Source organism: Enterococcus raffinosus (genome assembly GCF_019175485.1).
Taxonomy (GTDB): Bacteria; Bacillota; Bacilli; order Lactobacillales; family Enterococcaceae; genus Enterococcus_A; species Enterococcus_A raffinosus.
Map to the genome: position 1 here is coordinate 2667501 of NZ_CP072888.1, position 26822 is coordinate 2694322.

Sequence of the window (26822 nt, forward strand, 5' to 3'; positions counted from 1 at the left end):
AAGGAGGTGATCCAGCCGCACCTTCCGATACGGCTACCTTGTTACGACTTCACCCCAATCATCTATCCCACCTTAGGCGGCTGGCTCCAAAAGGTTACCTCACCGACTTCGGGTGTTACAAACTCTCGTGGTGTGACGGGCGGTGTGTACAAGGCCCGGGAACGTATTCACCGCGGCGTGCTGATCCGCGATTACTAGCGATTCCGGCTTCATGTAGGCGAGTTGCAGCCTACAATCCGAACTGAGAGAAGCTTTAAGAGATTAGCTTAGCCTCGCGACTTCGCGACTCGTTGTACTTCCCATTGTAGCACGTGTGTAGCCCAGGTCATAAGGGGCATGATGATTTGACGTCATCCCCACCTTCCTCCGGTTTGTCACCGGCAGTCTCGCTAGAGTGCCCAACTAAATGATGGCAACTAACAATAAGGGTTGCGCTCGTTGCGGGACTTAACCCAACATCTCACGACACGAGCTGACGACAACCATGCACCACCTGTCACTTTGCCCCCGAAGGGGAAGCTCTATCTCTAGAGTGGTCAAAGGATGTCAAGACCTGGTAAGGTTCTTCGCGTTGCTTCGAATTAAACCACATGCTCCACCGCTTGTGCGGGCCCCCGTCAATTCCTTTGAGTTTCAACCTTGCGGTCGTACTCCCCAGGCGGAGTGCTTAATGCGTTAGCTGCAGCACTGAAGGGCGGAAACCCTCCAACACTTAGCACTCATCGTTTACGGCGTGGACTACCAGGGTATCTAATCCTGTTTGCTCCCCACGCTTTCGAGCCTCAGCGTCAGTTACAGACCAGAGAGCCGCCTTCGCCACTGGTGTTCCTCCATATATCTACGCATTTCACCGCTACACATGGAATTCCACTCTCCTCTTCTGCACTCAAGTTTCCCAGTTTCCAATGACCCTCCCCGGTTGAGCCGGGGGCTTTCACATCAGACTTAAGAAACCGCCTGCGCTCGCTTTACGCCCAATAAATCCGGACAACGCTTGCCACCTACGTATTACCGCGGCTGCTGGCACGTAGTTAGCCGTGGCTTTCTGGTTAGATACCGTCAAGGGATGAACATTCTACTCTCATCCTTGTTCTTCTCTAACAACAGAGTTTTACGATCCGAAAACCTTCTTCACTCACGCGGCGTTGCTCGGTCAGACTTTCGTCCATTGCCGAAGATTCCCTACTGCTGCCTCCCGTAGGAGTTTGGGCCGTGTCTCAGTCCCAATGTGGCCGATCACCCTCTCAGGTCGGCTATGCATCGTTGCCTTGGTGAGCCGTTACCTCACCAACTAGCTAATGCACCGCGGGTCCATCCATCAGTGACGCAAAAGCGCCTTTCAAATAGAAACCATGCGGTTTCTATTGTTATACGGTATTAGCACCTGTTTCCAAGTGTTATCCCCTTCTGATGGGCAGGTTACCCACGTGTTACTCACCCGTTCGCCACTCCTTTTCTTTCGGTGGAGCAAGCTCCGGTGAAAGAAAAGGCGTTCGACTTGCATGTATTAGGCACGCCGCCAGCGTTCGTCCTGAGCCAGGATCAAACTCTCATAAAAAGTGTTTGAAACAGTCTTGCGACTGATCAGCTCAATTGTAAAAATTGACTTGCTAGCATATTGCTTGCTATGTTGTTTGTTTCTATTTAATAGAAACGCCCTACACATTTGGTTTGTTTTATTCGTTCAGTTTTCAAAGGTCTACATTGTTTGTCGCTTTGTTTCAGCAACTTTTAAATCATAACAGATTGCTGTTTTAATGTCAACAACTTTTTTGAAGTTTTTTTTTGAAGAAGTTGTCGTCATCGCTTTATGCGACTTTGATAGAATAACTGAAAGTCAGTCATCTGTCAATAACAATTTTTAATTTTTTTTGAGCGACACACGCTCGCTTTGGAACATAAAATAATATACCAACATAATCTTATCTGGTCAATCAAAAATAGCGACTTTTTTGAAGTTTTTTTTATTGCTGACCAATGTTCTTTACTGTTGGTGTAAATGTTCGCAAATAACATGAAAGCTGATTGAAAATTACCTTTTCACAAAATATTTAATCGTTTTTATGGCTGATAAGATGACATCATTTTCTAATAATTCATTTGAACAGTTTAAAAAAAGACGTCCAGCTATACTGAACGTCTTAAAAAGTTTCTTTAACGCATCGTTGGAAATAGTAAAACATCTCGAATAGATTGAACATCTGTTAATAGCATAACTAAACGATCAATTCCTATTCCTAAGCCGCCTGTTGGAGGCATTCCATATTCTAAAGCCTCCAAGAAATCTTCGTCTACACCATGAGCTTCATCATTTCCTTGCTCACGTTCTTTTTCTTGTGCTTCAAAACGTTCTCTTTGATCAATAGGGTCATTTAATTCTGTAAAGGCATTTGCAAATTCACGACCCACGATAAACAGCTCAAAACGATCTGTAAAACGCCCATCTTCAGCATTCTTTTTCGCCAGCGGTGATACTTCTACAGGATGACCATAAACAAATGTTGGCTGTTCAAGTGTTTCCTCCACAAAAGTTTCAAAGAACTCATTGATGATATGACCGATTTCCATCGTATCTTTTATCTCAACGTGGTGTTCTTTCGCTAACGAACGTGCCTCCTCAATCGTCATTTCTGGCCAGAAATCTACTCCTGTTTGTTCTTTGATTGCATCTACCATATGAACACGTCTGAACTCAGAGCCCAAATCAATCTCTTTTCCGTCAAAAGTCAACGTGGTTTCACCAAGTACATTTTGCGCCACATCTCGAATGATTCCTTCAGTTAGATTCATTACATCCAAGTAATCTTGATATGCAGTATATACTTCCATCATAGTAAATTCTGGGTTATGAGTAGTATCAATTCCTTCGTTACGGAATACACGGCCGATTTCATAAACTTTTTCCATTCCACCGACAATTAGACGTTTTAAATGTAATTCTAGTGCAATTCGCAAATAAAGATCCATGTCTAGTGCATTATGATGAGTAATAAATGGACGTGCAGTTGCACCACCCGCTTCATTATGCAAAACAGGTGTTTCTACTTCTATATAACCCAATCCATCTAAGTAACGGCGAATTTGGCTAATAATTTGACTACGTTTGGTAAAACGGTCAAAGCTTTCACGATTACTAATTAAATCTAAATAACGTTGACGATAGCGTTGTTCAACATTTGTTAAGCCATGATATTTTTCTGGTAACGGACGTAATGCTTTTGAAAGCAGCGTGATTTCTTTTGCTTTAATAGACACTTCACCCGTATCCGTCTTCATGATTTCACCAGTCACACCAAAGAAATCACCTAGATCGCCCTTTTTGAAGATTGCGTAAGGTTCTTCACCAACTTCGTCTTTACGAACATAGATTTGAATTTGGCCTTCACGATCTTGTAAATGAGCAAATCCGACTTTTCCTTTTCCACGTTTAGTCATCATCCGCCCAGCTACACTTGCGGTTAATCCCATTTCCAGCAGCTCTTCTTTAGTGTTTCCATCGTATGTCTCATGCAATTCTTTTGAGTTTGTTGTACGTTCAAACCGTGCGCCAAATGGATCAATTCCTTCTTCACGAAGATTTTCCATTTTTTCGCGGCGAACACGCATTTGATCGTTCATTTCTGTCAAATTTGTTTGTTCCTCAGTCACGAATGTTCCTCCTCAGTATGTAATTACTCTTACTTATAATGCCAATGAATAGCTAAAAAATCAAGCCGAATTCCTCATTCGGCTTGATTTTTAGCTAATTATCGCTCTTGCTTCGGTCTTTTCTACAAGACTATCCAATAGATCAACGATTACTTGCTTATCTTCCGTTTGATTGATTGCTACTTTAACTTTTGCTGAACGTGAAATTCCCTTCAAATAATAGCTTGCATGCTGACGAAATTCACGGCAGGCAATTTTTTCACCTTTAAGATTAATTAATCGTTCTAAATGAAGTTTTGCTGTCTCGATCTTTTCTCTTGCACTAGGTTCAGGAATCAATTCCCCTGTCTCAAGATAATGTTGTGTTTGATGAATCATCCAAGGATTTCCTAGTGCGGCTCGACCGATCATTACCGCATCAACTCCAACTTCTTCAATCATCCGTTTCGCATCTTCTGGGGTTCGTACGTCACCATTTCCCATAAATGGAATGGTTAATTGATTGGCAACCAGCTTTAAAATGTCCCAATCTGCTTGACCCTCATACATTTGTACACGCGTACGACCATGCATTGCAATTGCAGAGGCCCCCGCGCTTTGAGCAGCTAATGCATTTTCAACAGCAAAGATATGATCCTGGTCCCAGCCAATTCGCATTTTCACTGTCACAGGAATGTCTACAGCAGAAGAAACCGCGTCAACCATTTCATACACCTTATTAGGATCTAACAGCCATTTTGCTCCAGCTTCTGCCTTGATCACTTTATTTACTGGACACCCCATATTGATATCTATGATATCTGCTTCCGTATTTTCTTGGACAAACTGAGCCGCCTCTACTAGCGAATCTTTATTTCCTCCAAAAATTTGAACACTTAAGGGATGCTCCCGTTCATCGATGTATAGCATCTCTAACGTTTTTTTATTTCTAAAATGGATTCCTTGGTCACTGATCATTTCACAGACAACTAATCCTGCACCGAATTCTTTTACCGTCACACGAAAAGCAGCATTTGTAATTCCTGCCATTGGAGCAACAACAATCCGATTCGGCACTTCAACATTTCCGATTTTCCACGTACCATTTAACGGCTTCACTATTATTCCCCCAAAATTTCTTGCTTCAATTCATAAAGATCTGCTTCACTATAGTCATATTTATTATTACAAAATGCACACACAGCTTCCGCACCGTGATCTTGATCAATCAGCTCTTGGATTTGCTCTGCACCTAATGTAATGATTGCTGATGCAAATTTTTCTTTAGAACAGTCACATTTAAATTGAACAGGCATATTTTCTAAGAATTCAACATCATCTGTTGCTAGCAACGTTTGCAGAATTTCTTCTGGTGTTTGTCCTTCATCTAAAAGTGATGAGATACGGGCAGTTTCCTTCAGACGCTCCTCAATTTTATCAATTATTTCTTCGCTTGCTCCAGGCATAATCTGAATCATAAACCCGCCAGCAGTTTTTATAGAGTCATCCGTATCAACCAATACTGAGACACCAACAGCCGATGGAATCTGTTCGGATACAGCCAGATAATAAGTAAAATCTTCGCCAATTTCACCAGATACAATCGGAGTCTGTCCTGAGAAGGGTTCTTTTAAACCCAGATCTTTAATAACAGTAAACATCCCCTCAGTGCCTACCGCACCTCTTACGTCAATTTTCCCAATCTCATTTAGCGGTAAGCTAATATGAGGATTCTTGATATACCCCTTTACTTCGCCTTTACCATTGCTATCGACAACGATAGCTCCAGCAGGTCCATTTCCTTCAACTTTAACAGTCATTTTATCTTCGCCTTTTAATGTGGCACCTAACATCAAAGCTCCGATCATTGTACGTCCTAATGCTGCTGAAGATGTATTCCATGTATCATGACGTTGCTGCGCTTCAGCAATTGTTTCTGTTGCGTTCACTGCATACGCCCGAACAAAGCCTTCATATGCTAATGCTTTTACTAAATAGTCACTCATCGATTTGTTCCTCATTCCTAATTTACTCGTGATTGCATCATACTAGGTGTTTCAATATTTTTCAACTTCTCTATATATGCTTGATAGAAAACCTTAATAACTTATTCATATAAGCATAAAAAAATGAGCAGGGATTATCTTTCCTGCCCACTAAAACCAAACGGGTAATAAAATTGCCGCCATTGCTGTAGCGTCGTATTTCATTGCTTCATGCTTCAATTGACTATGCAATTCGCCTAACGCCTTAGGAAAGCTACATTGATGAGAAAAGGCATAAAGCGCAATCTCTTTACAAATTTTAGTTGCTACCAGCCCACAGGCTTCTGTTTTTTCCAGTAATTGTGCATTTTCTAGTAAAAACTTCTGGACTTCCGGAAGTTCTTGGATTTCCTTATCCCCATAAGCTTGACTGATTTGATCCATCATTTCCTCAGCTTTTTGGCTCTCCATCATTTCGCTCACCTCTCGCCCTCATTGTATGCGCTCCTAATGATTATGCAAATTATAAGAGTTCCTTTAGCATGATTAGATCAGTTTGTTTATCCTTTCCAACATTGAAAGGATGAGCGCCGACTTTCTTAAAACCGAATGTTTGATAAAATTGCAAAGCGTTCTGATTCTTTTCCCACACCCCCAACCAAATATTCTCACGTTTTTCTTGGGAAGCAAGTTCAAACGCATACTCTAATAATTGACGACCTAACCCTTGCCGCTTGAATTTTTTTCGAATGTAGATTCGTTCAACTTCCAATCCATTTCTATCTGACATCTCTGTTTGTGCTTTTCCAGTATTTACTTTCATATAACCAGCCAAAGATTTATTCAGATAGATAAAGAAGAAACGTGAATCAGAATTTAGCATTTCTTTTTCTAGTTTTTTTAAATTGTATGCTTCAAGCAAATACTTTTGTAAATCAGTAGGATCATTTTCTGTAGCGAAAGTATCTCGAAAAGTTTCGATACTGATTGTTTGCAATTCGGATAAATCTTTCACTGTAGCAATAAGAATCTTCCCTTGCATTCTTCTTCCTCCTTAATAAAAAAGAAACGGCACATCACTGAGGACATGCCGTTTTCACCTTATTCTTGATTATCGTTTGTATCGTCTGGTGTAATTTCGTCATCGGACTCTTTATGTTCAGGTGCTTTATCCTCTGCTTGTTTCTCCGCATCCTTTTCTTCCAAAGCGCGTTTAGCTTCTTCAAAAGTTTGTGCTTGAGCTTTTTCACTTGGATAAAGACTGTCTTTTCCTTCAGGCATTTTACCTGTTTCAAACAATGACTTGATTGCTTTCGCATCTAATGTTTCAAACTCTAATAATTTTTCAGCAATTAATTTATGCTGTTCACGATGTGTTTCAATAATCTCACGTGCTTTTTCATGAGCTTGCATTAAGATGCTGCGAACTTCTTCATCAATCTCAAAGGCAACTTGTTCAGAGTAAGCTTTTGTTTGTCCGTAATCACGACCAACAAAAACTTGATGGTTTCCTTCATACTGAACTGGTCCAAGCTTGTCACTCATTCCGTATTCAGTTACCATGCTGCGAGCTAACGCTGTCGCTTGTTCGAAGTCATTTGAAGCACCTGTTGTTTGAGCATTAAAGACGATTTCTTCAGCAGTACGACCACCTAATAACCCAACAATTTGTTCAAACATATCATCTTTAGACATTAACATTTGATCTTCTTTTGGCAAGGCAATCATATAACCGCCAGCACGTCCACGAGGGATAATCGTTACCTTATGGACAACACGGGCACGGTTCAATACCATCCCGATGATTGTATGACCCGCTTCATGGTAAGCAACCATTTCACGTTCATGTTTACTAATAACACGATCTTTCTTAGCAGGTCCCGCAATAACGCGATCTTCTGCTTCATCCACGTCTGAAGCATCAATTTTCTTCTTATTACGACGAGCAGCTACTAAGGCCGCCTCATTCAAGACATTTTCTAAATCCGCACCAGCAAAGCCTGGTGTTTGTTGCGCAACAACCTTCAAATCAACGTCGTCTGCCAACGGTTTATTACGAGAGTGGACGCGTAAGATTGCTTCACGACCTTTAACGTCTGGACGACCAACCAAAATTTGACGGTCAAAACGACCTGGACGTAATAACGCTGGGTCTAAAACATCAGAACGGTTTGTTGCAGCGATAACAATAACGCCTTCGTTGCCATCAAATCCATCCATTTCAACGAGCAATTGGTTGAGGGTTTGTTCACGTTCATCGTGACCGCCTCCCATACCAGCACCACGTTGACGACCAACTGCATCAATTTCATCGATAAAGATAATCGCTGGTGCATTTTTCTTAGCTGTTTCGAATAAATCACGAACACGAGAAGCCCCGACCCCAACGAACATTTCAACGAAATCCGAACCAGAAATCGAATAGAATGGAACACCGGCTTCACCCGCTACCGCTTTAGCAAGTAACGTTTTACCAGTCCCCGGAGGTCCTTCTAGTAAGACACCCGCTGGAATACGAGCACCTAATTCTACGAAACGACGTGGGTCTTTTAAGAATTCCACGACTTCAACAAGTTCTTGTTTTTCTTCTTCTGCCCCGGCTACATCAGAGAAACGTACACGGTTCGCTTTTTTGTCAGCCTCTTTAGCTTTGGATTTACCAAAGTTCATGACACGGCCATTACCGCCGCCGCCACCGCCTTGTTGTCCAAGCATCATGTAGAAGAAGAAAATCATAATCAAGATCGGTAAGAAGCTTACTAATAGCGTAACCCACATGCCGCTGCTTGACTCTTCTTGAATCTCAGTTTTGACTTTGTTTTCTTTTGCTAAATCATTGACTTGACTTAAAGTCGAATCATTTGGCAAAACAATGGTTGAAAAATGTGTTGTTTTAGAATCTGTTGAACCAATGATACTTAGTCCGCCAGAGTTAGCAACTTCTTGCTTCTCTTTGTACTCACCAGTGATTTTATACACACCACCAGCAGGCTGGATCTTAAGATTCTTAATTTTGCCTTCTTGCATCTGTTCAGTAAACGTTGAATACTCGATATCTGGCGAAGCTGATTTGTTATCTCCAAAAAGGAAATAAACAACCATGACCATAGCCAAGATGACGAGAATATAATAGAGAGCATTTTTTACTCCCTTATTGTTTTTGTTCATCTGCGTCCTCCTCGCACTTGTTAGCTTATTAGCTTGTTAAAAAAGTTTTATCAATTTTGACCTTTTAAGTATATCATACTGTGATTTTTTCGGTCACTAATTTGATTGATAAATTTCCGGCTTCAATACACCTACGTATGGCAGGTTGCGATACGCCTCTGCATAGTCTAATCCGTAGCCAACTACGAACTCATTCGGTACATCAAAACCAACATAGTCAGCATGAATATCCACTACGCGGCCCTCTGGTTTATCTAACAATGTGACGATTTTCACTGATTTTGCCTTCCGGTATTTAAATAAATCAACTAAATATCCTAAAGTACGACCACTATCAATGATATCTTCTACGATTAATAGGTCACGACCTTCAACGTTCGTATCTAAGTCCTTGATGATTTTTACTTCTCCTGAAGAGACCGTTTGATTGCCATAGCTTGAGACATCCATGAAATCCAATTCTAAATGTGCATCAATCTCACGAACAATGTCAGCCATAAATGGAACGGCTCCTTTTAAAATACCAACCACCAAAGGATTTTTATCGGTATAATCTGTAGTTAATTGTGCGCCTAATTCCACACAGCGCTTTTGAATATCTTCTCTAGTAATCAATACTTTTTCAATATCTTTTGCTAGCATGTAGAAACTCCTTTCATTTCGCTACTTGAGGCGTATAGTCAAGTATGTAGTGTATTCTATCAGTTTCAGTTGTAATACTCAAATAGGAATTAACAAAAGGCAAAAGCGCTACGATTTCTCCTGCAGCGTCCTCCACCACCCATGCGCGATCCCTCTCATCCGTCGGGATTTTTTTATCAATAAAATAACGATTCACTCGTTTAGAAAGACTTTCTGTCAACTGAATTCGGTCCCCTGCTCGTCGATGACGAATTCTTAAAGGCAGCTTGACTGTTAATGGCAATGGCACTTGGTATGCATCATTTCTAGGCTCATTTTCGCTTTTCCTCAAGATAATCCTCCCACTGTCTGGAAGATCGAACTGTTCGTTTTCATCTAAACTAAACATTTCGTCATTGATCGCTGGGCTTTTCTCAAAGTAAAATCGTTGATACCGACGCACAAATCGCCAACCTTCTCCAATATCAATCGACCACTGACTAACCGGATGCCCCATTTGGTCTAGTAGTGAAAACAATTGGCGTTGCGAGACAATGATTTGAGTTTGTTCCTCCATTTTCTGGAAGAATGCCGAGAGAAAATAATAACGAGCATTAGTTTCAGATGGCATATCATCATACGAAAACGATCCGCGTTGACCGTCAAATTCAATATTTCTTAAATTTTCTTTTAGCGCTTCTTCAATCAGCTGACCGGCCCAAATCAGTTGCTGATGAAACTGTTGCGCATGTAACAGAATTTTCGGGTTTTCTTTTTTTAATTCCGGAATAACGTTGTTTCGGATACGGTTTCGAAAATAGTCCAAGGACTGATTTGTCGCATCTTCAAAATAAATCACTTGCTCTTTTTCAGCATATGAATAGATTTCTTCCTTCGAAAAGTCAAGTAATGGTCGCAGCAAAACCCCTGTGCCAAAACTTTGCTTCCGGACAATTCCGCTGTGTCCGGTAAAAGATCCACCACGGGTCAAGCGCATCAGTAAGGTTTCTAATTGATCATCACCATGATGAGCCGTTAATAGCAGGTCATACTTCTCTTGTTTCATGACTGCTTCAAAAAAATTATATCGAACCTTCCTCGCTTCAGCCTCGACATTTTTTTCCGCGGGCTGCTCCCAAACCTTTGTATACAATGGCAAATGATGACTCTTGCAATAAGACTGTAGGAATTCTGCCTCTATCTTCGACTCTGGCCGCAGCTGATGATCTATATGTATAACACCAATAGTTACATTCAATTTTTCGACCAGATGCAAAAGCACCATCGAGTCAACCCCAGTTGAAACAGCCAACAGAACTTTCTGGTCGGTCTTAAGTTCAGGGTTTGCACGAAGAAATTCTTGCTCCATATTAAACTCCTCATTCTAGTTATTGTTCACTTTCAGTTTAAGCAAACACTATACAATAAAAAAGACTGAAATCCTAAATGAATTTCAGCCTCTCTGATCTAACTACGACGGCCGCCACGGCCTCCGCGTTTTCCTTCGGTGTTGCGTTTAATCGATGACAAGCGATCATCGCTATCCTTTAAAAAGGAACTCATCAATGAATCGAAGTCTTGTTTGCCGCTATTTTGGGGTTTGCCTTTAGCTGATGGTTTCGGACGATTGTTATCACGGAACTCACGTTTGAAAGGTTTCTTTTCTGGTTGTGGTTGATCTTGAGCTTTTCGAATTGAAAGACCGACTTTTCCGTCATCTCCCACAGAAGTAACCTTAACCGTCACTTCATCGCCGACAGTCAATACATCATGAATGTCTTTGACAAAACCATTAGATATTTCACTGATATGGACTAAGCCCGTTTTACCCTCTCCCAAGTCGATAAAGGCACCGAAATTGGTGATCCCTGATACTTTTCCTTGCAGCTTAGCTCCTACTTCGATTGACATAAAAAAAATGTTCCTCCTAATTTTTTTCCAATTTATTTTAAAACTGCTCCTAAACTTATTTGGCAGTTTCGGACTTTATTACTTCATCAGCGGACTCTTTGTCATTGCTAGATGTTTTTGCCGAATCTGGTAAAACAAAAATCAATTCGCCATCCTTTGAATAATAGAAACGACTACGAGCTAGTTTCGCTACATAGTTATCGTCTTTCAGCAATTTCACATCTTGCTTCAAGCCATCTACCCGATCATCAACTTTCGCTGACTCAGCGACTGTTTTAACTTTGATCTCTTTCAGTTCACTTAAATGACGTTGTTCGTTAAATATCTGAACTCCCATGACAATAGCGACAAAGGCTGCAATTGCGAATAACGCTGCTAAACGACGACGCTTGAAAATTAATTGACGATGTTGCTTTTGAAACTTGCTATATTGCTCTTTTGCGTAGGGTGTATCCAATGAAGCAACTTTTTTCGTGTCGTTTTCATTCATTCCTGCTCGCTCCTTACCATGAAATTCTTTACTATTATATCAACTCAGGATATAATTGTCTATTTGAATTATCCTTAATTCCCGTTATTTTCCACACGAGTCTCATTAATGATTCGATACATTTTTGCTGCATCGTCTTTTTTCGTTGATTCATGCAGCTCTTCCACCGCGACCTCTAGGACTTTGTTCCCAAATTGAATTCGCAATTGATCGCCAACTTTCACATCTGTTGAAGATTTTGCTAATTTTCCATTTACTTGTATCCGCCCTTTATCAGCGACCTCTTTTGCCACTGTTCGACGCTTAATGATCCGTGAAATTTTCAAAAATTTATCTAAGCGCATAACTTACCCTCTTTTCCAATTTATTCTCAATAATTTACTGCCGAATGGCAACATCAGCCACTCACGAATAGTTAACAATCGTAATTGAATCGCCAAAATCAAAAAAGCACTGCCACCAATCAACACTCCAAAAATTGCGACAATCAGTGCCAAACTCCTTTTTTGAACCATACCAAAAAGAACACTGATACCGCCATAATAACATAATAACACGAATACCATGCCTACTAAACAAAGCATAAGGTTTCGTATAAAGTGACGTTGACTCCCATATTCTCTTGTCTCACGATCACATGAAAAATGCAGAATAAACAAAGCCACGATCAATCCTAACAGCGTAGACAGGCTGGCACCAATCGTTCCAAATTGTTTTGTCAGCCCGCCAGTAATTACTATTTTTAGAAGTAACCCAACACCCGCAGCCTGCAAAGAACTGCGGTATTCATTTTGGCTTTGAGCGATGCTTTGATACGCCTGCACCATAGCCATCAAAAAGATTGAAAACACGAATAATACTAGCGTCCCGTTTCCTTTATAGTCCTTAAATAATGCATAGTTTACGTATGGCAATAACATTGCTAGACCAATCGAAGCCGCCGCCGCGATTCCACACGTTAAACGTAAAAAAATTTGACTCGTTTTAACAAACATTCCATGATCACGATTGACTAAATGTCTTGTCAATAATGGTATAAAGCTTGAGCTGAGCGCCAAAGCCGCCACCAACCCTAATTGTACTAGCGGTTGTCCTCGATCGTAAATACCCTTGGCCAGCTTCGCTCCATGTTCACTTAATCCGAAATCAACCAACGCCTTTTTTACAGTGAAGGAATCAATCAGCTGAAAGAGAATCAATAAACCGCTATAAACCGTCATCAAACCGCCTTCAAGCACCAAACGCTTGCCGAGTTCTAGTGTTTTTCCACCTATGGTTGGCAACTTTCGCACAATACTTGTTGCCATTATTTTTCGTCGATAATACCACAGTACTAACACGGCAACGATTCCGCCAACTAAAGCGCCTGACATTGCTACCGTTCCTGTGCGATAGACCGTCCAGCCAAACTGTTTGAATGACCAAGCAGCAATTACAATGACTGCTACTCGTATAAACTGTTCGACCACCTGTGAAACAGCAGTGGGGACCATCAATAATTTCCCTTGAAACTCGCCACGTGTAATCGAAAGAAACGGCATGATTACAAAGGTAAAAGAAACAACACGAATCAGGGGAGCCAATTTCCCATCCCCCATCCAATCTGCAAATGGTTGTGCGGAAAAAAAACACACGGCCCATAGAAGGAGCCCAAAACCGCTGATTAAAGGAAATAGTTCCTCCAACGCTTGGCGCTGTTTTCGGGGCTCTTTTTGTTCTGCCACATATTTAGAGATAAATTGAGGCAGACCTGACAATGCTAGAGTCATAGCAATACCATAGATCGGATAAACCTGCTGATACACATAAAATCCTTCATCACCTGCGAAGTTTTGATAAGGGACTCGATAAACGGCACTTAAAAGTTTCGCTATAAATGATGCAGCAGTCAAGACGAAGGCGCCTTGCATCATGACTCGCATTTCTTTATTCGCCAATGCCTTCACCGCCTATTCTTTGTATTTTTGCTCACGTAATGCACGAACAAACAAACTAACTTCTCGTAACCAAACGGCTTCATCCATCGTTTTCGCCACCACTAACTTCATGACCATTTTGTCTTTTTCAACACCTAATGTGGCTTTCATTTTTGTTGCACTTAACGCTTCAAATAGCTGCTCGACTTTATAAGCTTTCGTTCCTACCTTACTTAAGGTAATGATAATTTGCTGCTGCCGTTTTTGAATACTTTCAACCAATGCACGGTCTCCGTCCATTTTTATCTGCCCAATATTCAACAGGTTGGCTACTTCATCAGGATAATCACCAAAGCGATCCACTAAATCAGCTTCCACTTCATCCAGCATTTCTGTACTTTCTAACTCACGAATCCGTTTGTATATCTCAATCTTTTGTCGCTCATCTTCGATATAAGTTCCAGGAATGTACGCATCAATTCCTAAGTTGATCTCTACGGAGGTTCGTTCCACTTGGGTATTCTTTCCTTGTTTACGATCTACTGCCTCAGAAAGCATTTGCGAATACATATCAAAGCCGACCGCGTCGATGAAGCCATGTTGCTGTGCACCTAAGAGATTACCGGCTCCGCGAATAGACAAATCTCGCATCGCTATTTTAAAACCAGAGCCTAGCTCAGTAAAATCTTTGATCGCCTGCAGACGTTTTTCGCTAACTTCATTTAAGATTTTTTGCGGCTCATACATGAAGTAGGCATAAGCGATTCTATTGCTTCGTCCGACTCGACCGCGCAATTGATACAAGGTAGACAGCCCCATATAGTCGGCGTTTTCAACAAACAATGTATTAACATTCGGAATATCTACACCTGTTTCAATAATCGTCGTGGTAACTAATATATCGTATTGCCCATCAATAAAGTCCATGAGTGTATTTTCCAACTGAACTTCTGTCATTTGTCCATGAGCAAAACCAATTCTGGCATCTGGTACTAGCATCTGCAGCTCTTCTACTTTTCTTTCGATAGTCTCCACTCGATTATATAGATAAAAGGCCTGTCCGCCTCGTGCCATTTCACGTTCGATGGCTTCTCGAATTGCTCCTGGATTCGTCTCCATGACATACGTTTGAATCGGATATCGATTTTCTGGTGGGGTTTCAATCACTGAAAGATCCCGCACGCCTAACATCGACATATGCAACGTTCGCGGAATCGGTGTCGCAGTCAACGTCAACACATCTACTTGAGAACGCAATTGTTTCAATCGTTCTTTATGCTTCACGCCAAAACGTTGTTCTTCATCAATTACTAGTAACCCTAAATCCGCGAACTGCAAATCTTGTGATAAAAGCCGATGGGTTCCCACAACAATATCAACCTGTCCAGTTCGAATTTGCTCGATCGTTTCATTTTGCTGTTTTTTGGTTCGGAAACGGCTCAGCATCGCCACATTCACAGGAAAGTTTTCAAAACGCTCAGTCATCGTGTCATAATGCTGCTGAGCCAAAATTGTCGTCGGCACAAGAAAAGCGACTTGTTTATTTTCTTTGATTGCTTTGAAGGCTGCTCGTAAAGCTACTTCTGTTTTACCAAATCCAACATCCCCCACCAATAAGCGATCCATGGGACGAGCTCTTTCCATATCATGCTTAATTTCGGCTGCACTTCGCAACTGGTCATCCGTTTCACTATATGGAAAAGCATCCTCAAATTCCTTTTGATACTCATCATCTGGACCGAATGCGTACCCGCGTTCCGCTTCACGTTTAGCGTACAGTTCGATTAAGTCATCCGCTATATCTTCGATTTTTTTCGAAACTTTGCTCTTAGTTTTCGTCCATTCACTACCACCTAATTTATTGATCTTAGGTGGTTTCGCTTCAGAGGAAACGTATTTTTGAATCAAATTTAGCTGTGTGACTGGAATGAATAGCTTATCATCTTTTTGGTACAAAATTGACATATAATCTTGATGGACCCCGTCGATTTCGATCGTTTCCATGCCAATATATTTACCAATCCCATGATTTGCGTGAACAACATAGTCTCCAGGCTTTAACTCATTGTAACTTTTCAACCGTTCAGCATTTGAGATCGTCTGGCGACGAGCGCGCTTTTTGGTGACCTTTTGAAATATTTCACGTTCGGTCACTACGACTAGTTTATCTTGCGGCATTTCAAACCCATTGGTTAATGTCCCAGTGACAATCTGGGTTTTCCCTATCAGTAAATTATCTGGTGTCGTTTGAACCGCCTTGATATCCACATCATGAAATTCCTGCGTTAATTTTTCTTGCCGTTCTTGATCAGAGACTAAAAATAGAACGGTTTGTTCTTGTTTCTGCCAACGATCCACCTCTGTCTTTAATAGTGGCATCTGTCCGAAGAACTGCTGCATAGAACGGTATTGAAAATTATGAATCGCTTCAAAACGCAGATTCCCCATACCCTTTTGAAACAGCGAAAAGAAACTTGTCACAAGTTTAGATTTTTTGATTAGCTCATGGGCATTCATCCCAAAAGTCTGTTCAGAAAAAACTCGTAATTCTTCAATTTTTTGAGTATGCCACTCTGCTTCCTCTCGTTCCATCTCACGATGCGTTTCCATCATACGTGGATAATCATCCACAAACAGCAGCGCATCCTTGGCGAAATGATCCAACAAAGAAACTTTTTCTTCATATAATAAATCTGTATAATATTTCGCCTGTTCTGTTGGTATTCCATCTTCCCAAGAGGAGATCAGCTGACCAAAGTAATCGTTCAAAAAGTTATAGTCTTCTTTTTCTTTCGTCACTGCTAAGCGATTTTGCAACAGCTGGTTCACATTTTGCGCACCCTGGGTCAAATCTTGGGCAGAAAAAACTAAGTCCGTCGTTGGAGTAATCCAAACATCCTTTAAGTTTTCTACAGATCGTTGAGTTTCTGGTTCGAAATAGCGCAGCGAGTCGACTTCTACATCAAAAAGTTCTACCCGCACAGGATATTCCGTCGTCAACGGATAAATATCAACAATGCTTCCACGCATACTGAATTCACCAGGTTTTCCAACCATTGTCTGGCGTTCATAGCCCATTAATACTAACCGTTGAGCTAAATTTTCTAAATCAACCTCGCTGCCTATTTTCCAATGAAGCTGATTCGCCTGCCATGTTTCAACAGTTGGTAAATATTTTCTCAACGCCGCAACGGGTACGACATAAATCCCATTTTTACCTTGAGACAATGCTTGAAGAGTGGACACACGTTCCGCTCGTGCTTCTGGTGAGGCAAAAGCCATTTCTGCCGAAAGCACTTCATCAACCGGAAACAGATGGACATCTTCCACTATATTCCGCAGTTCATCCGCTAATTGATTACTATAGTAAAGATTCGGTACGACAATCACTGTTTGCTTTTTGCTTACTTGCTGTGCAGCAGCCATCACCAAGGCTTTAGCCGAACCAGAAAGACCGATCACTAACTGACGTTTTGCTCTTTTATCTAAATTAGCCTGCCATTCTTTTACCAAGGGCAGCTGATTAACAAATTCAATCAAATTCATTTTTATACTCCTTACATGTTCCTACTAACCTGCTAAAATCGTATGATTCTCGATGAATTTTCTAATTAAAGCGATTCATTGTTTGCAAGAAATCATTACCTGAAACATAATCATCCACTGCTTCAGTTGCTCGAGCCACGCTATTTGCGATAACAGGCATCTCTTCTTTTCCGAAAGTACTTAGTACGTGATTCACAACCGTCTTTCCGTTTGGACGACCAATACCGATCTTGATGCGATTAAACTCTTGCGTTCCGATGTGAGAGATAATACTTTTTAGCCCATTGTGTCCACCTGCACTGCCCTTTTGCCTCAAACGTAATTTTCCAAGCTCCATATCTAAATCATCCGCGATTACCACCAGCTCTTCTAAATAAATGCCAAAATAAGTCATTAACGGACCAACCGCACGACCTGATTCATTCATAAAGGTGAGCGGTTTGACTAATAAAATCTTTTCTCCATTGACAAAATAATCCGCCACTTCTGCTTCGAAGGTATTTTTCTTAAAAACAGCTCCATGTTCTTTTGCCAATTGATCTACAACCATAAATCCAACATTGTGCTTTGTGTTTTCGTATTTCTTGCCTGGATTTCCCAAACCTACGATCATTTTCATACTGTTCCGCCTCTTTTTATAAATATCTATTTCTCTCATATTAAAATTTATTAGATTTTCATTTGCATGACAAAATGCTGGATAGTCAAATGACTACCCAGTTCAAATTTTTCTTTATACAGTATAACACAAACTCATCTGTAGTGACCGTTTTCAACGCTTTAAGTCTCTCATAAGTTTCTGTTATTTTTGAAAAAAGTTTATAGTATCAGCTTCCTACGCCATTAACACATGAAGCGTTTTCTTCTGAAACAGCAAAAATAACTGTATTATTAATGAGTAAAATACGTGACAAGTTTCATTAATTAGTGTTATCATTCCACTGGAAAAACAAATATAAGAAGGGATTGGTACACATGACTGCAAAAGCAGCTAGTAAAACCCATCAAAAAGTAATGTTAATCGGAGACGGCGCAGTAGGTTCAAGTTATGCCTTCGCTCTAGTCAATCAAAATATCGCTCAAGAAATCGGTATTATCGATATCGATAGCAACCGTACACAAGGAGATGCCATTGATTTATCACACGCATTAGCCTTTACATCACCTAAGAAAATTTATTCTGCTTCTTACGAAGACTGTCACGATGCTGACTTAGTTGTCATCACTGCAGGCGCTCCTCAAAAACCAGGTGAAACTCGTTTAGACTTAGTTGGTAAAAACTTGCGCATCAACAAAAGTATCGTAGAGCAAGTTGTTGCCTCTGGGTTCGACGGTATCTTCTTAGTAGCAGCTAACCCTGTTGATATCTTAACTTATTCTACTTGGAAATTCTCTGGATTCCCTAAAGAACGCGTTATCGGTTCAGGTACTTCATTGGACACAGCTCGCTTCCGTCAAGCAATCGCTGAATTAGTTGACGTTGATGCTCGCAACGTCCATGCTTATATCTTAGGTGAACATGGTGACTCAGAATTCCCTGTATGGTCACATGCTAACGTTGCTGGCTTACAAATCTACGAATGGGTAAAAGACAATCCAGAAGTTGATGAAGAAGCATTAGTTAACTTGTTCTTCGGCGTTCGTGACGCTGCTTATGAAATTATCGAGAAAAAAGGCGCAACTTTCTATGGTATCGCCGTTGCCCTAGCTCGTATTACTCGTGCTATTTTAAATGATGAAAGTGCCGTATTCCCATTATCTGTATATTTAGAAGGTCAATACGGACAAAACGACATTTACATTGGTGCACCAGCTGTTATCAATGCTAAAGGTATCCAAAACATCATTGAAATTCCGTTAACAGATGCTGAAAAAGATCGTATGGACGCTTCTGCAAAAGAACTAAAAGAAGTTATGGACAAAGCTTTCGCTGATCTTGAAGCTGAAGGAAAATAGATTTTTCATCTCCGCAAAGAATTTGAATATTCTTTGCGGATTTTTTAATATTTGCTAACATTTCAGAACATATCACTCGTATTTAAACGATTCTGTGGTATATTTATATTCGGTATATCATTTTGAAATCGACTACTATTTTGATAGAAATGCTTCGATCGTTTAATGAAGACCAAATAAAAGGAAATGCAATGAGGAGTTATTTCGATGACAAGAAATGAAAGAAGAAATTCTCGTGGCCGAACGCGAATCGGTTTGATTGTTGTATTAGGTTTATTGGTAGTTTTAGTTGGCGGATACGCTATTCGCAGTACATATTATGCTCAAAGGTTCCTTCCTAACACGGTCGTGAATGGAGTGAAAATAAATAATTTAACGGTGAGCGAAGCAAACCGTAAAATTACCCGCGAGCTGTCAGATTCACCCTTCCTAATAAAAATCGACGACAAAAATTGGAAAGAGATCAATCGCAAAGATCTAGGTTGGCAAAACAATTATTTACCTGGTTTAAAAGAGATGCAGAAAAAGCAAAATCCTTTTAGCTGGGGTATGCAGTTAGTCTCCGCAGCAGATACAAAAGATGTTGACGGCAATACTTTAGATGAAAATAAATTAAATGCTGTGGGAGAAGCCATTCGTGCTGAATTGACTCAAGCCAATACAACACGGACAGCAACAGAAAATGCGAAGGTGACTCGAACAAGCGAAGGCTTCGAGATTACACCAGAAAAACAAGGGAATACAATTGACGTTGATGCCGCCGTAGCTGCCTTTAAGGAAGCTGCAAAAGAAGGCAAACACACGATTGATTTTGATAAGTACCTTTCGAAACCAACCATCACAAAAGATGATGCTGATCTGAAAAAGACGATGGATAAAATGAATGCTGTAGCAAAGATCAAAGCAAACTATAGTATCAACGGAGAAAACTTCCAAATTCCATCATCTGATATCAATGACTGGTTAGTCGACGACAATGGTAACATGTCTCTTGATAAAGATAAGGTAACTGCTTATGTTACCAGCTTAGGAGAAAAGTACAACACAAGCTCAAAACCAACTGAATTCAACAGTACTCGACGTGGAAAAGTTTCTGTTCCATCAGGTACTTATAGTTGGACCATCAATACCTCAGCAGAAGTTGAAGCATTGACAAAACAAATTTTAGAAGGTAAAGACTTTACTCGTTCACCTGTCGTTACCGGGGCAACAACCGCAGATAAACCATTAATTGATAAAACCTACATCGAAGTAGATTTACAAAATCAACATATGTGGTATTACAAAGATGGTAACGTAGCTTTAGAAACTGACATTGTCAGTGGTAAACCAAGCTCACCTACACCAGCCGGAGTTGACTACGTTTGGTCGAAAGAAACAAACAAAACCTTGCGTGGAAAAAATGATGACGGATCGGACTATGCAAGTCCTGTTAAATATTGGATGCCGATCGATTGGACAGGTGTTGGTCTTCACGACTCTGACTGGCAGCCTGCATATGGCGGCGAACTATGGAAGACTCGCGGCTCTCACGGTTGTGTGAATACACCACCAGATGTAATGGCAAAACTTTTCGATATGGTAGAAGTCGGTACTCCTGTTTTAGTCTTTTAGACCAAACTAAAAACCAGCGAAATTCGCTGGTTTTTTTCTTTGTCTTTTTTATCTATTCTGCCGAAGTAAAGACTTCGGAAACATCGTCATCATCTTCTAACTTTTCAACTAAACGATCCAGTTTCTCTTTTTGCTCATCGTCTAAAGAAACCGTTGTTTGTGGGATCATCGTTAATTCCGCTTGCGCCAACGTAAAGCCATCGGCTTCCAATTGATCACGAACATTGGTAAAATCCTCAGCTGCGGTATAGATTTCAAAGACCTCTGGCAAAATCTCCATGTCCTCTGCTCCCGCCTCAAGTACGTCTTCAAACATGGTATCCTCATCCACTGATAAGTTCTCACGTTCAATAGCAATGTAGCCCTTACGATCAAACATATAATTTACTGAACCAGTCTCACCTAGATTTCCCCCATTTCGGGTAAATGCCACTCGTACATTTGTTGCTGTTCGATTGCGGTTATCCGTTAGGGCATGGACTAAAATGGCTACGCCACCAGGTCCATAACCTTCATAAGTAATTTCATCATAGTGTTCGCCTTCGCCTGCCGATGTTGCCTTTTTGATTGCACGATCCACATTATCATTTGGCATATTGGCCGATTTAGCTTTATCAATCACTAATCGTAGTGCTGGATTCGTACTCGGGTCAGGACCTCCGGCTTTAGCTGCCATATAGATTTCTCGTGACATCTTTTGAAAGATTTTTCCTCGTTTCGCATCTTGAGCATTTTTTCGCCCTTGAATATTGTGCCATTTACTATGTCCTGACATGGTACATTCCTCCAATATTTATTGATCCTTATTATTGTCCGCCTGAAAACGTATTTCGTCAAGAATTATCACTATTAACGTTTCTTGCGAATAGTCTTATAAGCGATAATGATAAGACACGCCGTTAAGGCCCCACAAGAATCTAGCATTACATCTTGAAATAATGGCGTCCGTCCACCAGTCAGCATTTGATGGAATTCATCGGTAGCGGCGTAGCCAGTAGCAGCCAGCCAAGCGAAAAACAGACCTAAGACCGATGATTTTTGTTTCAATTTAGGTAATAATCCTAAGTATAGACTTCCGCCTAAAACAAAGTAAGTCATAAAGTGTGCAGCCTTGCGAATAAAAAATTCAACAAATTTAACATAGCCTTTAGCAGATATACTTACTTCACTACCTGCATAGTTAAAAGAAATCTGACTAAAAAAAGCCTTCAGCGGCTCATTCGCAAGTAGTTTTTGAATTAGTGAAACTTGACTTTGCTGCTGATAAGTCATTGAAGAACTAACAAATAGAATCACCATCATCAAAAGAGCGATACCAATATAGAAATTCCCATTTTTCAATTGCTTTTGCATTTCTTTTCCTCCATTAAAAAAACCGGTACGAAGAACTTCGTACCGGTCATGAATACTTAAATTTGATTACATACGAACTGCAAAGCTTGGTGCATAGTAACTTACAGAACTTACTGTAACTGTTTCACCAGGTTGTGGTGCGTGGATATATTGTCCACCGCCCATTGCAATTGCTACGTGGTATGAACCACCAGGGCTGCCCCAGAAGTATAAGTCGCCAGCTTGTGCTTGATCAACAGAAATACGTGTTCCAGCTGATTCTTGAGGAACAGTCCATCCGCCGATTTCACGACCAGTCGCTTGACGGTATACATATGAAGTGAAACCTGAGCAGTCAAATCCTGCAGGTGTCTTACCGCCCCATACATAAGGAGTGCCGATATACTTCATTGCTTCAGCAACAACGCCGCCAGTATTTCCAGATGGTGCTGGAGCCGGTGTTGGAGTCGGTGCAGGTGTTGGCGTTGATGGTGTTTGGTTATTATTTGTTGAAGATGATGTTGACCCTTGGTTGCTAGAACCTGAATCTTCAGTAGTCGATGGTGTAGGAGTAGCTCCTCCACCTTGGAAATTATCTTCACTTGATGATGCTGTTGAAGATGATTCTGTCGCACTTGATTGTGTTTGTTGTTCTGTTGTTGAAGATTCTACTGTAGATGAAGACTCAACAGTTGAGCTTTCCGTTGTAGTTGTGCTTGCAGCAGCTTCTTCTTGTGCTTTACGATCAGCTTCTGCCTTAGCATCCGCATCTGCTTTTGCTTTAGCGTCTGCATCTGCTTTCTTAGCAGCTTCTTGCGCTTCAGCAGCTTTGCGAGCTTCTTCTTGCACACGTTCTTGTTCTTTGATAGCAGCTTCTTGTTTTTCTTTCAAGCTTGCTTTTTCGCCTTCAGCTGTTGCTTGTTCAGCAGCCAAAGTCGTTGTTTGAACATTTAAATCTGCTTGTTTAGTGATCAACTCACCTTTTTGGCTTTCCAATGTTGCTTGGTTAGCAGCGATTTGTTCTTGTTGTTTTTTGTTTTCAGCTTGTTTTTGTTCAACTTCTGCTTTATCCGCTTTTTGTTGTTCAACTAAATCATTGTTTGCTTTAACAATGGTTGTCATTGCTTGAACACGGCTAACAGCATCAGTGAATGATTCAGCGTTTAATACTACGTCAATAACATTCGTACCTGAAGATTGTTTTACTTGAGTATCACGTGCTTGTTCTTTGATTGCTTCTGAACGTTTCTCGATACGTTTTTGTAATGTTTCGATTTGTTTTTGCAAGTCTTGAGACTCTTGTCTCAATGATGCTTGTTCATTTAGTAAGCCTTGTGCTTTCTCGTTGATTGAAGCAACTTCGCCTTCCAATGCACTGATTTGTGATTGTGCATCTGTTTGTTGGTTTTGTAAACTTGAAATTTTTGCATCCTGGTCAGCAATTTTACTATCAAATTCATCGGCAGAAGCTGCGGCTGGAGCTGCTAATGCGCTTAATGTTACTGAACATACCATTAATGCTGATAACAAACTTTTTTTCACTCTAATGTCCTCCGACTACTTAATGTTTTATTTTGAATTTTATTAGACTTTTTTCTAACACATTCATGAGTTTACCACAGCTGTATGTCATCCACATAATAGCTTTGTTACAAAAACATTTCATTTCACTATTTTTTAGTTACAAATTGGGCGCAAAAAAAAACAGAAGAAAAAAATCTTCTGTTTTTTTGTGCTATTAAAAATTATTGATTTCCTTTATATACCAAGCTCTTCTTCTGGTGGACCAATCAAAATTTTCTCTAATGGGAAAATTAAAATTACAAAAGTTAGAATATTAAAAAGCAAGGTTGGACCCAAATATCTCGGGACAAAAAAGTCACTGCTGACCCCTGTTAAACCGAACACTGTTTGTAGCAGCAAGCTAATTAATTCAAAGAGCGTTACACTAATTACGACTGTAAAAAAAAGAGTTAGAATATTTTGTTGGATTGTTTTTTTGAAAAGATAGAACAGCATAACTAGCAAAGGGAAAATTACAGCATAAATCCCAATAACACCGATATAATACAAGTCATACAAAATCCCTAGAACTAAAGCTGTCCCTAGCAAAAAACGTTCATTGACAACGCGTGAAATAATCATTAAGACTAGTAACGCTAAGTGCGCATTCGCAACGTATACATTATTCGTTAGTGACGCGATGATACGAGTGATATGCGCATCTAGTAAAAATAAGAAAAATAATAGGAATGGCGTCATGTATTTTAAGGTTGTCCGTCTAATCATTCGGTCGCTCCCGCCATTCTTTGGATGATCGTTACGACTGAAATATCATACATCTGAGCATAAGGTTTTATATAAACCTCGCGATATCCGTAACTATCTGATTTAACCTTAGCAACGGTTCCTATAGCCAGATCCGCTGGAGAATTCCCACCCAAACCTGATGTTTGAACGACATCGCCTTCTTTGATATTCTCTTCTTCAGTAATTTCTGAAGCAATCAGCTGTTGGCTTTTCACATCATACTTCTTCAAAACACCGAAGGAATTTCCTTTATCTGAACTTATTTTTACTGGAAAATGATTGCTTGTTTTATTATCTGACGTTAATAATTGAATCTTAGATGAATGAGCATTCACTTCCATCACTCGACCAATTAAACCCTTTTGAGACATAACAGCCATGTTGCCTTCAACGCCATCACTGCTGCCTTTATCTACAATCAGCATATCCTGCCATGTATCAGGGGAACGCGTGATAACATTTGCTGTAACCTTTTCATAGCTGGTTAAGGTCTGATTCAGTTCCAACTCATCTTTTAGGCGTTCAATTTCCTGCGCTTGATTCTTTGTTTGCTGCTTTACTTCATCGTATTGATCGACTTCACTTTTCAGCTTCTCATTTTCATCATAGGTGTTGATCAAATTGGAGACAGATTGAACTCCGCTGCTAAGCCAACGTCCTGGTGCAGTAATTACTTTATCAAAAACACTGATCGTATCGTTTACAGTTGATTGAACGATGTTCGTATCACTGTCTTTTGCACGATTTGCTGCTGTAATCGAGACTGTTGCAACAACAATAATAACAACAATTAATAGGATAATAATATTCTTATTTGGATTGAACTTTCTCACTTAGGCACCTCTGAACGCTATCTATAATATAGATTGAATTTTACCACTAAACGCAGGGATTAAAAAGCACGGGCGGCTGATTTTAAAGAATTTTAGTATCTCTTGAAAACAAAAAAAGCAGCAGAATCATTTTTGAAAAAAACGATTCTTAACTGCTCTAGTTTAAACATCTCGACTTTGTATCACAGCGATTAATCCTTCTGAAAAATGAACTTCGGCATCTCCGACTAGAAACTCATTGCTCGCTAGACTGGTCGGCTGTAAAAAATCTACCTTCGAGAGCTCATATTTTACATTTTTCAAAGACAACTCTCTAACGGGAGTCATGCAGCAGAAGGCCAAATAGTCCATGTCAGGAACTTTTTTGATACAGTGCTTTCCTGGCGCTATATAGCTCACGAGGTTGCCTTTATCCGCGATCTTTATTTGAGATAAAAAAGGCGAAAAACGTGGTTCCGCTCCTAACCATAGGTTTGCCAGCAGATGATCCAAGCGTCCGCCAGTTGCTCCAATCAAAGTAACAGTCGCCTCCGGAAACCGTTCAAAGGTCTTTACTAAGGCGAGTTGAGTATCCGTATCATCCTTTTCCGCTGGAGAAGTCGACACTTCGTCGACTGCTTCAAACACTTCTTTTTTTTCGTCTTCGGTCAAAGAATCAAAATCTCCGATTGCCATATCCGGCACTATTCCTCGACGCAAAAGGAATAGGTTGCCTCGGTCAATACCGATGATTTGATCAAATGGCTGTGAAAAAGCAGGCCAGTGACTAGGGTCACCGCCTGCAACAAGTAAAACATTCATTAATCGATCGCTGCCCGTAAGGCATTGATTTTTTCTTGTGGATTCTCTGCGTCATAAATATATGAACCCGCGACAAAGACATCTGCACCTGCTGCGGCACATTTTTTGGCCGATTCTGGCTGAATGCCGCCGTCTACTTCGATTTCATAATGATAGCCATGCTCTTTTCGTAAACGATCTAATTCCGCAATCTTCTCAACTTGACTCTCGATGAAGGATTGTCCGCCGAATCCCGGATTCACTGTCATTACGAGGATTTGATCTACGTCTCCTAAAACATACTTGATTGATTCAACAGGTGTTCCTGGATTTAGCACAACGCCTGGTTTTACACCTGCCGCTTTAATCATTTGTACCACCCGATGGATGTGCGGTGTAGCTTCCACGTGAGCCATAATGATATCCGCGCCTGCCTTAGCAAAATCATTAATATAATTTTCAGGATTAGCAATCATCAAGTGGACATCCAACGGTAATTTTGTCACTGGTCGCAACGCACTTACAACGACTTGTCCAAAAGAAATATTTGGGACAAAATTTCCATCCATCACATCAATATGAATGTAATCAACACCTGCTTCTTCCACCATTTTTACTTCTTCACCTAATCGTGCAAAGTCGGCACTTAAAATCGATGGGGCAATTTTCATAGTCTGTACTCCTTTTCCGTTTTCATTTATTTATTAAAAATAATTCCGATATAAACCCTGCT

Annotated in this window: 23 protein-coding genes and 1 rRNA gene (1 of these 24 only partly in view); 2 read left to right on the forward strand and 22 right to left on the reverse strand. The window is 40.5% G+C overall.

What is annotated here, in order from left to right:
• The 15 genes from J9537_RS13025 to pth form a co-directional block, all read right to left on the reverse strand.
• A 16S ribosomal RNA gene (locus J9537_RS13025) occupies positions 1-1558 on the reverse strand (it extends 1 nt beyond the left edge of the window).
• A gap of 596 nt (positions 1559-2154) precedes the next feature.
• On the reverse strand, positions 2155-3618 hold the full coding sequence (lysS, locus tag J9537_RS13030) for a lysine--tRNA ligase (protein WP_143142287.1): 1464 nt from the start codon (positions 3616-3618) through the stop codon (positions 2155-2157).
• A gap of 120 nt (positions 3619-3738) precedes the next feature.
• Positions 3739-4746, reverse strand: a complete 1008-nt coding sequence (gene dusB, locus J9537_RS13035) for a tRNA dihydrouridine synthase DusB (RefSeq protein ID WP_010745339.1) — start codon at positions 4744-4746, stop codon at positions 3739-3741.
• 2 nt (positions 4747-4748) lie between these two features.
• Positions 4749-5633 carry an Hsp33 family molecular chaperone HslO gene (gene hslO, locus J9537_RS13040; RefSeq protein WP_010745338.1) on the reverse strand — a complete coding sequence of 295 codons (885 nt, stop codon included), beginning with the start codon at positions 5631-5633 and terminating at the stop codon, positions 4749-4751.
• 150 nt (positions 5634-5783) lie between these two features.
• On the reverse strand, positions 5784-6086 hold the full coding sequence (locus J9537_RS13045; RefSeq protein WP_010745337.1) for a bacteriocin immunity family protein: 303 nt from the start codon (positions 6084-6086) through the stop codon (positions 5784-5786).
• A gap of 49 nt (positions 6087-6135) precedes the next feature.
• Positions 6136-6654 carry a GNAT family N-acetyltransferase gene (locus J9537_RS13050; protein ID WP_010745336.1) on the reverse strand — a complete coding sequence of 173 codons (519 nt, stop codon included), beginning with the start codon at positions 6652-6654 and terminating at the stop codon, positions 6136-6138.
• A gap of 59 nt (positions 6655-6713) precedes the next feature.
• Complete coding sequence (gene ftsH / locus J9537_RS13055) at positions 6714-8780, reverse strand: ATP-dependent zinc metalloprotease FtsH (RefSeq protein ID WP_010745335.1); 2067 nt, start codon at positions 8778-8780, stop codon at positions 6714-6716.
• A 96-nt stretch (positions 8781-8876) separates the two neighbouring features.
• Entirely contained in the window at positions 8877-9422 is a 546-nt protein-coding gene (gene hpt, locus J9537_RS13060; protein WP_010745334.1) for a hypoxanthine phosphoribosyltransferase, read from the reverse strand.
• A 13-nt stretch (positions 9423-9435) separates the two neighbouring features.
• Positions 9436-10770, reverse strand: a complete 1335-nt coding sequence (gene tilS / locus J9537_RS13065; RefSeq protein WP_010745333.1) for a tRNA lysidine(34) synthetase TilS — start codon at positions 10768-10770, stop codon at positions 9436-9438.
• A gap of 98 nt (positions 10771-10868) precedes the next feature.
• The gene (locus J9537_RS13070; RefSeq protein ID WP_010745332.1) at positions 10869-11312 is read right to left on the reverse strand and encodes a S1 domain-containing RNA-binding protein; all 444 of its coding nucleotides are present in this window, start codon (positions 11310-11312) and stop codon (positions 10869-10871) included.
• 55 nt (positions 11313-11367) lie between these two features.
• Complete coding sequence (locus J9537_RS13075; RefSeq protein WP_010745331.1) at positions 11368-11802, reverse strand: FtsB family cell division protein; 435 nt, start codon at positions 11800-11802, stop codon at positions 11368-11370.
• Positions 11803-11876: 74 nt separating this feature from the next.
• A complete protein-coding gene (locus tag J9537_RS13080; RefSeq protein ID WP_010745330.1) occupies positions 11877-12146 on the reverse strand; it encodes an RNA-binding S4 domain-containing protein in 270 nt (89 codons plus the stop codon).
• 3 nt (positions 12147-12149) lie between these two features.
• Entirely contained in the window at positions 12150-13712 is a 1563-nt protein-coding gene (locus J9537_RS13085) for a putative polysaccharide biosynthesis protein (RefSeq protein WP_081630589.1), read from the reverse strand.
• Between the two features lie 39 nt (positions 13713-13751).
• Positions 13752-17264: a transcription-repair coupling factor gene (gene mfd / locus J9537_RS13090; protein ID WP_010745328.1), complete on the reverse strand. Its 3513-nt coding sequence runs from the start codon at positions 17262-17264 to the stop codon at positions 13752-13754.
• Positions 17265-17325: 61 nt separating this feature from the next.
• Positions 17326-17883: an aminoacyl-tRNA hydrolase gene (gene pth / locus J9537_RS13095; RefSeq protein ID WP_010745327.1), complete on the reverse strand. Its 558-nt coding sequence runs from the start codon at positions 17881-17883 to the stop codon at positions 17326-17328.
• 356 nt (positions 17884-18239) lie between these two features.
• Between pth and J9537_RS13100 the strand changes: the two genes are divergently transcribed.
• On the forward strand, positions 18240-19220 hold the full coding sequence (locus J9537_RS13100; RefSeq protein WP_010745326.1) for an L-lactate dehydrogenase: 981 nt from the start codon (positions 18240-18242) through the stop codon (positions 19218-19220).
• Between the two features lie 207 nt (positions 19221-19427).
• Complete coding sequence (locus J9537_RS13105) at positions 19428-20834, forward strand: L,D-transpeptidase family protein (RefSeq protein ID WP_010745325.1); 1407 nt, start codon at positions 19428-19430, stop codon at positions 20832-20834.
• Between the two features lie 52 nt (positions 20835-20886).
• On the opposite strand, the gene J9537_RS13110 is transcribed toward J9537_RS13105, so the two are convergent.
• The 7 genes from J9537_RS13110 to rpe all read right to left on the reverse strand — a co-directional run bounded on the left by J9537_RS13110 (position 20887) and on the right by rpe (position 26760).
• Positions 20887-21609 carry a YebC/PmpR family DNA-binding transcriptional regulator gene (locus tag J9537_RS13110; RefSeq protein ID WP_010745324.1) on the reverse strand — a complete coding sequence of 241 codons (723 nt, stop codon included), beginning with the start codon at positions 21607-21609 and terminating at the stop codon, positions 20887-20889.
• Between the two features lie 74 nt (positions 21610-21683).
• Positions 21684-22187, reverse strand: coding sequence for a VanZ family protein (locus J9537_RS13115; protein WP_010745323.1), 504 nt, complete (start codon positions 22185-22187; stop codon positions 21684-21686).
• 66 nt (positions 22188-22253) lie between these two features.
• Entirely contained in the window at positions 22254-23708 is a 1455-nt protein-coding gene (locus J9537_RS13120) for a C40 family peptidase (protein ID WP_010745322.1), read from the reverse strand.
• 216 nt (positions 23709-23924) lie between these two features.
• Positions 23925-24455, reverse strand: coding sequence for a rod shape-determining protein MreD (mreD, locus tag J9537_RS13125; protein ID WP_010745321.1), 531 nt, complete (start codon positions 24453-24455; stop codon positions 23925-23927).
• On the reverse strand, positions 24452-25309 hold the full coding sequence (gene mreC / locus J9537_RS13130; RefSeq protein ID WP_010745320.1) for a rod shape-determining protein MreC: 858 nt from the start codon (positions 25307-25309) through the stop codon (positions 24452-24454). Before mreC ends, mreD begins: the two co-directional genes overlap by 4 nt.
• Positions 25310-25471: 162 nt before the next feature.
• Positions 25472-26110: a thiamine diphosphokinase gene (locus J9537_RS13135; protein WP_010745319.1), complete on the reverse strand. Its 639-nt coding sequence runs from the start codon at positions 26108-26110 to the stop codon at positions 25472-25474.
• On the reverse strand, positions 26110-26760 hold the full coding sequence (gene rpe / locus J9537_RS13140) for a ribulose-phosphate 3-epimerase (protein WP_010745318.1): 651 nt from the start codon (positions 26758-26760) through the stop codon (positions 26110-26112). The genes J9537_RS13135 and rpe overlap by 1 nt, the downstream gene beginning before the upstream one ends.
• Between the last annotated feature and the right edge of the window lie 62 nt (positions 26761-26822).